This is a genomic window from Vibrio artabrorum (assembly GCF_024347295.1).
Classification (GTDB): Bacteria; Pseudomonadota; Gammaproteobacteria; order Enterobacterales; family Vibrionaceae; genus Vibrio; species Vibrio artabrorum.
Genome location: NZ_AP025458.1, coordinates 2,813,121 through 2,824,000 on the forward strand (window position 1 = coordinate 2,813,121; position 10,880 = coordinate 2,824,000).

The 10,880-nt window shown below is 45.9% G+C and carries 10 protein-coding genes; all 10 read left to right on the plus strand.

All coding sequences use genetic code 11. The annotated features are described in order from the left end of the window. Positions 1-36 precede the first annotated feature (36 nt). The 10 genes from arcC to OCU36_RS12825 all read left to right on the plus strand — a co-directional run bounded on the left by arcC (position 37) and on the right by OCU36_RS12825 (position 10,794). Complete coding sequence (gene arcC, locus OCU36_RS12780; RefSeq protein ID WP_261838303.1) at positions 37-948, plus strand: carbamate kinase; 912 nt, start codon at positions 37-39, stop codon at positions 946-948. Positions 949-1,088: 140 nt separating this feature from the next. After that, complete coding sequence (locus OCU36_RS12785; RefSeq protein WP_004729719.1) at positions 1,089-2,099, plus strand: ornithine carbamoyltransferase; 1,011 nt, start codon at positions 1,089-1,091, stop codon at positions 2,097-2,099. Between the two features lie 459 nt (positions 2,100-2,558). Next, positions 2,559-3,488 carry an aspartate carbamoyltransferase gene (pyrB, locus tag OCU36_RS12790; RefSeq protein WP_261838304.1) on the plus strand — a complete coding sequence of 310 codons (930 nt, stop codon included), beginning with the start codon at positions 2,559-2,561 and terminating at the stop codon, positions 3,486-3,488. A gap of 15 nt (positions 3,489-3,503) precedes the next feature. Next, entirely contained in the window at positions 3,504-3,968 is a 465-nt protein-coding gene (gene pyrI / locus OCU36_RS12795; RefSeq protein WP_261838305.1) for an aspartate carbamoyltransferase regulatory subunit, read from the plus strand. Positions 3,969-4,287: 319 nt separating this feature from the next. Then, positions 4,288-4,776 (plus strand): arginine repressor, encoded by a 489-nt coding sequence (locus OCU36_RS12800; protein ID WP_261838306.1) that lies wholly within the window; start codon positions 4,288-4,290, stop codon positions 4,774-4,776. 170 nt (positions 4,777-4,946) lie between these two features. Beyond that, positions 4,947-6,794, plus strand: coding sequence for a protein-disulfide reductase DsbD (locus tag OCU36_RS12805; RefSeq protein WP_261838307.1), 1,848 nt, complete (start codon positions 4,947-4,949; stop codon positions 6,792-6,794). Between the two features lie 212 nt (positions 6,795-7,006). Further along, on the plus strand, positions 7,007-7,642 hold the full coding sequence (locus OCU36_RS12810; protein WP_261838308.1) for a response regulator: 636 nt from the start codon (positions 7,007-7,009) through the stop codon (positions 7,640-7,642). A 189-nt stretch (positions 7,643-7,831) separates the two neighbouring features. After that, positions 7,832-8,458: a MarC family protein gene (locus OCU36_RS12815; protein ID WP_261838309.1), complete on the plus strand. Its 627-nt coding sequence runs from the start codon at positions 7,832-7,834 to the stop codon at positions 8,456-8,458. A gap of 355 nt (positions 8,459-8,813) precedes the next feature. After that, a complete protein-coding gene (locus OCU36_RS12820; RefSeq protein WP_261838310.1) occupies positions 8,814-9,080 on the plus strand; it encodes a DUF4212 domain-containing protein in 267 nt (88 codons plus the stop codon). 10 nt (positions 9,081-9,090) lie between these two features. Further along, the gene (locus OCU36_RS12825) at positions 9,091-10,794 is read left to right on the plus strand and encodes a sodium:solute symporter family protein (RefSeq protein ID WP_261838311.1); all 1,704 of its coding nucleotides are present in this window, start codon (positions 9,091-9,093) and stop codon (positions 10,792-10,794) included. Positions 10,795-10,880: the final 86 nt, after the last annotated feature.

The window sequence follows — 10,880 nt, forward strand, 5'->3', positions numbered from 1 at the left end:
ATCGTTTCAACTTGGCCAAAATGAGAGAACACAATTATGACTAAGCAAACAGTTGTTGTTGCACTCGGCGGTAATGCCCTACTTCGTCGCGGTGAACCGTTAGAAGCCGATGTTCAACGCCGTAATATTGAAACCGCTGTTAAAACCATCTCTGAAATCGCGAAAGTGTACAACGTGGTTCTAGTACACGGTAATGGCCCGCAGGTTGGCCTACTTGCTCTGCAAGGTTTGGAATACAAAAAAGTAAACCCGTATCCGCTGGATGTCTTGGGCAGTGAAACACAAGGCATGATCGGCTATATGCTGATGCAAGAGTTCAAGAATTACCTGCCTGACCGCAACATCTCGTGCATGTTGACGCAAATGACCGTTGATCCAAACGATCCTGCATTCGCTGATCCAACCAAGCCGATTGGCCCGATCTACGAAGAAGCGGAAGCGCGTGAATTAGCTGAGAAATTCCACTGGATCGTAAAACCCGACGGCCAACACTTCCGTCGCGTGGTACCAAGCCCACGTCCTACTGGCATTGTTGAGCACGAAGCGATCACCCAACTTATCGATGCGGGCCATCTTGTGATTTGTACTGGCGGTGGTGGCATCCCAGTGAAGAAAGAAAACGGCAAATTAGTCGGTGTCGAAGCGGTTATCGATAAAGACATGTCTGCGGCTTTCTTGGCAAAACAACTGGATGCGGATGCGCTGCTTATCTTGACTGATGCGGACGCGGTTTACCTTGATTGGGGCAAACCAACTCAACACGCACTGCGTAGCACCACACCAAGTGAACTGGCGCAATTCGAATTTGATGCCGGCTCCATGGGGCCAAAAATTGAAGCATCGTGCGAATTCATTCAGCAAGGCGGCAAGGTGGTCGGTATCGGCGCACTCGAAGATGGTTTGCAAATCCTGCAAGGCCTAGCGGGTACCAATATCACTAAAGATTAATGTGCTAACAAGTTTCTATAACCTTGTAAAAAAATAGAACCAATCGAACAAAATAAATTTAACTTAAAAATTGAATCGCGCTTTCTTGACTTTTCTTTCCCTGTAACAAGAAAGCGCCTAAATCTAAGAAGGAATACATCATGGCTTTTAACCTACGCAATCGTAACTTCCTAAAATTACTAGATTTCACTCCACGCGAAATTCAACACTTGTTGGATCTTTCAATGGAACTCAAAAAAGCGAAGTACAACGGTTACGAACAGCCAACACTGACTGGCAAGAACATTGCGCTTATCTTTGAGAAAACATCAACTCGTACTCGCTGCGCATTTGAAGTAGCGGCATTCGACCAAGGCGCTCGCGTTTCTTACTTAGGCCCATCAGGCTCTCAAATTGGCCACAAAGAATCAATGAAAGACACTGCTCGCGTTCTTGGCCGTATGTACGATGGCATTGAATACCGTGGCTTCGGTCAAGAAATCGTTGAAGAGCTAGGCGCTTACGCTGGTGTGCCAGTATGGAATGGCCTGACTGATGAATTCCACCCAACACAAATCCTGGCTGACTTCCTCACTATGACGGAATACGGTCGTGGTAAACAACTGCATGAAATCAGCTTTGCTTACCTAGGTGATGCTCGCAACAACATGGGTAACTCTCTGATGGTAGGCGCGGCGAAAATGGGCATGGACATTCGCCTTGTTGCTCCAAAACAATTCTGGCCACAAGAAGAGCTATTGGCTCAATGTCGTGAAATCGCAGAACACACGGGCGGCAAAATCACGCTAACAGAAGATGTTCAAGAAGGCGTGCAGGGTTGTGACTTCCTATACACCGATGTTTGGGTATCGATGGGCGAAGCAAAAGAAGCATGGGCTGAGCGTATCAACCTAATGATGCCTTACCAAGTCAACATGGATATGATCAAGGCAACAGGCAACCCGCATGTGAAATTCATGCACTGCCTACCGGCGTTCCACGGCGAAGATACTACGGTTGGTAAACAGCTTGCTGCTGAATATCCGCAACTAAAAGATGGCGTTGAAGTGACCGATGAAGTGGTTGAATCTGAATACTCAATCGTCTTCGATGAAGCAGAAAACCGCATGCACACTATCAAAGCAGTCATGGTAGCGACATTAGGTAGTTAAGAAATGAAGCACGCACTTGTTCACAAGACATTGACAAGTGAAGTGCCTTAGCAGGGAAATGCGGGTGGCGTTCTTGGGATTTTGACCTTGGATAAAACCCGCATTTTTTTTCACACACCCGAAGATGTTACGACCCGATAAACCTAGAGATTTTTAGTCCTAACAAAGACTTAAACAGCCTCAACAAATAGACACTATCTCGCATAAAAATCTATTAAATGAATACTTTACAGAAAGTATTGCATGGTATTTTTATCTCAGTATAATCCTCCGCAATTTGTCTTAAGAGAGCAAAAAATGAACCGCAATTCTGTCGCACATAATTGTCAAACGACACGTCAAAGAATGGCGTTGGTATCATTTTTATTTTGCTCTATTGATCGTTTCGAAGCCTCCTATTTTTAGGGGGCTTTTTTTTGTCCGCAATTTGACTGTATGCATAAAAAAGGAAGACCCGTTATGGCGCATTCGTTATTTAACAAGCACATCATCTCCATTCCAGAGCTCTCTCGCGATGAACTGGAGCTTATCGTCGATACTGCAGCAAGACTCAAAGCCGAGCCAAATCCAGAGCTGTTGAAAAATAAGGTGGTGGCAAGCTGCTTCTTTGAGCCTTCAACTCGAACTCGCCTTTCATTTGAAACCGCTGTTCAACGCCTAGGCGGTACCGTCATCGGTTTTGATAATGGCGGTAACACGTCATTGGCGAAAAAAGGCGAAACCCTGGCCGATTCGGTGCAGGTTATCTCTTCTTACGTCGATGCCTTTGTGATGCGTCACCCACAAGAAGGCGCTGCACGCTTAGCCTCTGAATTTTCTAACGGTGTTCCGGTTGTCAATGGCGGCGATGGTGCAAACCAGCACCCGACTCAAACCTTGTTGGATCTGTTCTCGATTTACGAAACGCAAGGCACACTCGACAACCTCAATGTGGCATTCGTTGGTGACCTAAAATATGGCCGCACCGTGCACTCGTTGACACAAGCACTGTCAAAATTCAACAACGTACGTTTTTTCTTTATCGCACCAGAAGTGTTAGCCATGCCGGATTACATCTGTGAAGAACTGGAAGAGATGGGCATTCAATACAGCATGCACAGCAGCATTGAAGATGTGGTGCCAGAGCTGGATGTTCTGTACATGACACGCGTACAGAAAGAGCGCTTTGATGCGTCAGAATACGCTCATATGAAATCCGCTTACATTCTAACGGCTGATACGCTGAAAGACGCTCGCCAAAACATGAAGGTGCTGCATCCACTACCACGTGTCGATGAAATCACAACCGACGTCGATAAAACACCACACGCTTACTATTTCGAACAAGCTGAAAACGGTGTGTATGCACGTGAAGCTTTACTAGCCCTAGTTCTTAACGACACTTTATAAGCAGGAGAAACAGTCATGGTTAAACAAACTCAGCTACAAGTAGAAGCCATTCGTAACGGCAGTGTCATTGACCACATCCCTGCTCACCTTGGGATCAAGATCCTCAAACTGTTTAAATTACACAAAACCGAGCAACGCATCACGATAGGGCTAAATTTGCCTTCATCCGCACTGGGCCATAAAGATCTGATCAAGATTGAGAACATCTTTCTGACTAAGGAACAAGCCAATCAATTGGCTCTGTATGCTCCGCAAGCGACCGTGAATCAAATTGAAGAGTACAAAGTCGTCAATAAGCTAACCCTGGTGCTGCCAGATCAAATCAACAGTGTGTTCGCTTGCCCAAATAGCAACTGTATTTCACACGGTGAGCCTGTCGAAAGTCACTTTAAAGTGCAGCTAAAACAGGAAAATGTGCAGCTAAAATGCCATTACTGTGAAAAAGTATTCTCTCGCGAGATCATGAGTGAAATTCGCTAACCCTTAGCACTATTATCACGCACACCACAGTCCCCTAATATCAATGGATATTTATGCCAAGTTCCTCGGAATAAATATCCATTCCACCGAAGAGTAAAAATCCAACTTAAACCGAATCAAATAGAATTTTATTTGGTGATCGCCCTCAAAAAGATAACTATCCTTTAGTGGTAGACTGCATATGCAGGAGATAACACATCATACATACCTTCTGCCATTTACTTGGGAATTCATCTTTAGAATCGCACTCTATGGCTTTAAGAGTGTGTTTAACACTATGGATGAGCAATATCCACACCGTAACTTTAAGGGGTTGTTCATGAACCAAATCACTGAGCACGGTTGTTTGTATTCAGCGGAAGATAAAACACTGACGGCTGCGTGTAAGCGCTTACTGCAACAACAAAGCTTCTCGACCCAAAATCAACTTCGAGAGAAGCTCGTCGACATTGGCTATAATGGTATAAGCCAATCAACCGTCTCGCGCATTTTGTCACAGTTAGGTGTCGTAAAAATTCAAAACGCCTGTGGGAAAAAGGTGTACTGTATCACCGTGGAAAGCGCACCGGTCCGTGTTGATGCGTCAATCTCATCGCAAATCGAACTGATTACTCACAATCAAGCCATGGTGATCGTCAAGACAAATCCAGGTTGCGCGCAACTGGTGGCAAGGTTAGTTGATATCGATCCACATACCGAAATAATCGGAACGGTTGGTGGTAACGATACGGTATTAATTATTCCGAAAGACACGAGTAATATTGAAGCTTGCGAACAAGTCGTAAGGGCACGCTTGGGCGTTGCCTAAACGTTGTATTGACAAGGACTAAAGGCGCATGTCGGACTCCAAGTCCTGTCTCGAATCCCCAAGAAAATAACCCCGTCACCTTAAAGGGTTGTTCGTCGATGAAACTAATCGCAAACTATTACGGTCTGATGAGTTAAGATATCTCTAACCCCACTTTTATGACTGATAGTATGCGACGACTTGCCACATTACTTTTTGTTTGTGTTTCCCTATTCACTCAACCAGTCTTGGCTGCTTTTGGGAACAATAACGCCCAGCCAAGCTTTGGCGCCAATAACAATGGCTTTGTCCCTGTCGACCAAGCTTTTCCTTTCAATTACTACCAAAAAGATGGCAAGGTCCTTCTCGACTGGCAAGTAAAGGAGGGCTACTACCTCTACCAACACAGCCTCTCTTTTAGTGGCAAAAACCTCGCGATCGGCCCTGTTGAAATGGAAGATGGCCAACCACACCAAGATGAATTCTTTGGTGAGGTGAACATCTACACTCAACCATTATTCGTACAAGTTCCATTACAGAATTACCAAGATGGCTCTCAGCTGATCGTTCAATATCAAGGTTGTGCAGATGCGGGTTTCTGTTATCCACCAGAAACCCGCATCATTAATATTCAGCCATTTACAGCAACGGGTTCTCCTAATTCGCAAGGTAGTGACTCACAAGCTTCATTTTCTGCTAGCCACGAGACCGATGTTTCTACGCAACCAACGTCTCCAAAAGCAGACGTTGTAAGTAACACGACTCAACCGCCAAGCGCCCCTGTTTCAAAGGAAGTAAGCTTAGCCGATAAGCTCGGTGACAGTTGGTGGACCCCCCTCTTATTCTTAGCGCTCGGTGTTGGTTTAGCCTTTACGCCGTGTGTACTGCCTATGTATCCGATTCTGACGGGTATCGTTTTAGGTGGTGGCAAGCTCAGCCAAGGTCGTGCGCTGATGCTGTCCTTTATTTATGTGCAAGGCATGGCGTTAACCTACACCTTATTAGGTTTAGTCGTTGCTTCAGCAGGCATGCAGTTCCAAGCCGCCATGCAGCACCCATATGTGTTAATCACACTGAGTGTTCTGTTCGTGGCGTTAGCCATGTCGATGTTTGGCGTTTATAACCTGCAACTGCCGAGCAGCATCCAAACTTGGCTTAACAATCAAAGCAACAAGCAGCAAGGTGGTAATACCTTGGGCGTATTCGCAATGGGCGCGATCTCTGGCTTAGTCTGCTCGCCTTGCACCACGGCACCATTGTCAGGCGCGCTGCTGTATGTGGCTCAAAGTGGCGACCTATTGACTGGAGCGATTGCTCTGTATGCCTTAGCGATAGGTATGGGTATCCCGCTGATCTTGGTTGCCGTCTTTGGGAACAAGCTACTGCCGAAAGCGGGAAGCTGGATGGAGAAAGTGAAGGTCGTATTTGGTTTTGTCTTGCTTGCGGCACCGATCTTCTTACTAGAACGCATCATTCCTGAATTATGGGCGACGGTGCTTTGGTCTGGCCTTGGCTTCATCGCATTTGGTTGGCTTTACCACACTAAAAATGCACTGCCTTTCGGTGGCTGGAAACAGAGTTTCGTTGGTATCCTCGCGATGCTCGGCCTATTCGCATCAGCTCAACCTGCGTTGAATTACTGGTTCGCAGAAAAGAACAGCGTGGCAGAGCAACAGGTACAGTTTTCTCGTATTCACACCGTTGAAGAATTAGAGATGCAACTAAGCGAAGCAAGAAAACTGGGGAAACCGGTGATGCTCGATTTCTACGCGGATTGGTGTGTGGCGTGTAAAGAGTTTGAGAAGTACACCTTCCATCAAGCGGATGTTGAGAACAAGCTTTCTGACTTTGTACTACTTCAGGCCGATGTCACCAAGAATACACCTCAAGACATTAAGCTACTGAAGCAGCTACAGGTACTCGGTTTGCCAACGATAGAGTTTTGGGATAGCGAAGGCACCCCTATTCCCAGCGCTCGAGTGACGGGGTTTATGCCTGCTGATGAGTTCTTAAAACACCTGCAACACCACCAGCTATAACGTCGTAATTCGTCCGAATATAAGCATTGACGAAAGCCACACCGCTGCTCAGTAACGAGATAGCTGTGTGGCTTTTTTGCGATTAAGAGTAACCGCGTCTTATTCTGAGGATAAAACTCGATATGGTTCAGACTTTTAATGGATAAATATTGTCCACCCACTCAATCAAGATGATAATAAATATTAACTAAATTGTTAAAAGTATGAATGTCATGGACTCGACCTATACCATCATTATTGCTGATGACCACCCACTCTTTCGCAACGCCCTGTTTCAGTCAGTTCATATGGCGATCAGTGGCGCGAACCTGCTTGAGGCTGATTCTCTTGATGGCCTATTGGCGCTATTAAAAAAAGAAGATGAACCAGACCTACTGCTTCTTGATCTAAAAATGCCGGGCGCAAATGGGATGTCAGGCTTGATTCAACTGCGTGCTGAATACCCAGAGTTACCGATTGTGGTGATTTCTGCCAGCGAAGATTCCAGCGTTGTCAGCCAAGTTAAAAGTCATGGTGCTTTTGGCTTCATTCCTAAATCAAGCGATATGTGTGAGTTAGTGAACGCACTCAATCAAGTGCTGAATGGCGACCCGTTCTTCCCTGAAGGGCTGATCACCAATAATGCAGCGTGTAGCGACCTTGCGGAAAAGATTTCCACATTGACGCCTCAGCAGTACAAGGTATTAGGGATGCTTTCTGACGGTTTGCTGAATAAGCAAATCGCGTATGAATTGAATGTTTCAGAGGCAACGATCAAAGCGCATATGACGGCCATCTTCCGTAAACTGAATGTCAAAAACCGAACTCAAGCGGTTATCTTGCTGCAACAGATGGAAACCCAAGGTTAGCCACTCAAGATAAAAGCAATTAAAATTCATGAAAAGTAGCGAACTACCAATAAAATGGCGCCATTAACGTTAAATTAGCATGAACCTCTCACACAAAAATGACTTAAAGAGAATAATAAACACTATAATGGATTCGGTGGCTATCTAGACACCTTTTGTCCCTCTGTCACTAACTCTGGGAGATTTTCCTTGCTTACTAGCCTTATTGTTACTCAATTTGTTGTTTTATGGGCCGTTATCGACCCAATCGGTTCTGTTCCCGTCTACTTATCTCAAACTCAACGCCTCACTCCAAAACAAAGACGCATTGTTGCACTCAAAGCTGTCGCTATCGCAACAGGGGTTCTCTTGTTTTTCTTGATTGCTGGTCAACTGTTACTAGAAGCAATGCAAATCCCACTTCCAGCCTTTCAGGCGGCGGGAGGATTAGTCCTGTTATTGTTCGCATTGACGATGATTTTTGGTGAAAGCAAACCAGAGCAAGAACAAAAAATATCAGAAGAAATCTGTCATTCTGAGTTGGCGGATTTAGCCGTCTACCCTTTAGCGATACCATCGATTGCATCTCCAGGGGCGATGATGGCCATTGTGATGCTTACCGACAACAACCGCTACTCTCTGATCGACCAGAGCATCACGGCCGGTGTCATGGTCGCTGTTTTAGTCATTACCCTATTGCTTTTATTTGGTGCCACTAAGATCCAGAAAGTGATTGGTAATGTAGGCGCTGCGATCATAAGTCGAGTGATGGGGCTGATCCTTGCTGCCGTCGCGGTCAATAACCTCCTAATGGGCATTAAAAACTTTTATCTTTAGTCCTTCATCCTAGCAATTGGAAGCGCCCAAGACGGTCATGCGCCTTTAGAGCTTCCAATTGCTCCAGTGCATCAAGCCGTCAATAGTACCAATTTAGACTCTTTTCTATTCGCCTCACTGCAAATCCATCCGAAACTTAGACTTTTGGCTAATTTAACAAGATTGCAACATCACACTTTTGTGCAGTTCTGTCTCCTATGTCCCATATTTCAGTCAATGAGTGCTAATGCACTCCCTACTAAAGTTGCACAGATCCCTTGACTTATTCTTGCTACATTCTAAATCGTAACATTACGTTAACACGGTAATATTCGACAGAAACGATTTCTACGAAAACGGAATAAAGGAGAAGGCAATGGCGTTCGAATCGACAGAACATGCTCAAGCCTACTGGAAGGAAAACTTGGGAATTATGGGAACACTGCTCGCGGTTTGGTTTGCAGTGTCTTACGGCGCTGGCATCTTATTTGTGGATGCCCTCAATGCCGTTCAATTTGGCGGGTTCAAGCTCGGCTTTTGGTTCGCTCAACAAGGTTCGATATACACCTTCGTGGCGCTGATATTTATATACGTTGTTCGCATGAATGCGCTCGACAAAAAATACAACGTACAGGAAGACTAGAGGCTAGAATATGGATATTCAAACTTGGACGTTTATTCTCGTCGGTATTACTTTCGCGGTATATATCGGCATCGCAATCTGGGCTCGTGCAGGGTCAACCAGTGAGTTCTACGTTGCTGGCGGCGGCGTACACCCAGTAGCAAACGGCATGGCGACCGCCGCTGACTGGATGTCAGCAGCATCATTCATTTCAATGGCAGGTATCATCTCATTCGTAGGTTACGACGGTGCGGTTTACCTAATGGGTTGGACCGGTGGTTATGTACTGCTTGCGCTATGTTTGGCCCCTTACTTACGTAAGTTCGGTCAGTTTACGGTTCCTGATTTTATCGGCGAGCGTTACTACTCGAAAACAGCACGCATGGTCGCGGTCTTCTGTGCGATCTTTATATCGTTCACATACGTGGCCGGCCAGATGCGTGGTGTGGGTGTTGTATTCTCCCGCTTCCTAGAAGTCGATATTAATCTGGGCATCATCATTGGTATGGGTATTGTGTTCTTCTACGCTGTACTGGGTGGTATGAAAGGCATCACTTACACGCAGGTAGCGCAATTCTGTGTCCTCATTTTCGCCTTTCTGGTTCCTGCAATCTTTACCTCAATCATGATGACAGGTAACCCGCTTCCACAAGTTGGTATGGGTTCAACGCTGTCAGGCACGGATGTTTACTTACTTGATAAACTGGATGGACTCACCGAAGAACTCGGATTTACCGCCTATACCGAAGGTAACAAGAGTATGGTAGATGTCTTCTTCATCTGTGCCGCTCTCATGGTCGGTACTGCGGGTCTTCCACACGTAATCATTCGTTTCTTCACGGTACCAAAAGTACGTGATGCTCGTATCTCTGCGGGTTGGGCTCTACTGTTCATCTCATTGCTATACACCACCGCACCCGGCGTTGCAGCATTCGCTCGTGTCAACATGATCGAAACAATCAACGGCCCTGACATGCAAGGTGTCACAGCAGCAGATGCACCAAGCTGGTATAAAAACTGGGAAAGCACTGGCCTAGTCGGTTGGGAAGATAAGAACGGCGATGGCAAAATGTTCTACTCGGGCGATGAACGCAATGAGATGAAGATTAACCGTGACATCATCGTACTGGCATCTCCAGAGCTAGCGAAACTACCAAACTGGGTGGTCGCACTACTGGCTGCAGGTGGCCTAGCAGCTGCACTATCAACAGCCGCAGGTCTACTATTGGTCATCTCAACATCTATCTCTCATGACTTGTTGAAGAAAGGCTTCAGACCCAACATGACCGACAAGCAGGAGCTGTTAGCCGCTCGTCTAGCAGCCATCATCGCGATTGTCGGTGCTGGTTACTTAGGTATTAATCCACCAGGCTTTGTAGCACAGGTTGTCGCGTTTGCCTTCGGCTTAGCCGCCGCATCCTTCTTCCCTGCGATTATCCTAGGTATCTTCTACAAGAAGATGAACAAGGAAGGCGCAATTGCAGGTATGCTGTCAGGTATAGCCTTCACAGCAAGCTACATCATCTACTTCAAGTTCATAAACCCAGCCGCAAGCACACCTGAAAACTGGTGGTTTGGTATCAGTCCAGAAGGCATCGGTACGCTAGGTATGTGTCTAAACTTCGTCGTATCGATTGTGGTAAACAAAGTAACCGCTGAAGTACCACAAGATGTACAAGATATGGTTGAGAATATCCGTTACCCGAAAGGTGCAGGTGAAGCTCACGACCACTAAGTAGAGATATTTAGCAAATAATGAATCAGTACTGACATGTAGGGATTAGGTACTGACTCCAGAAAGCCGATGCATGATTCATGTGT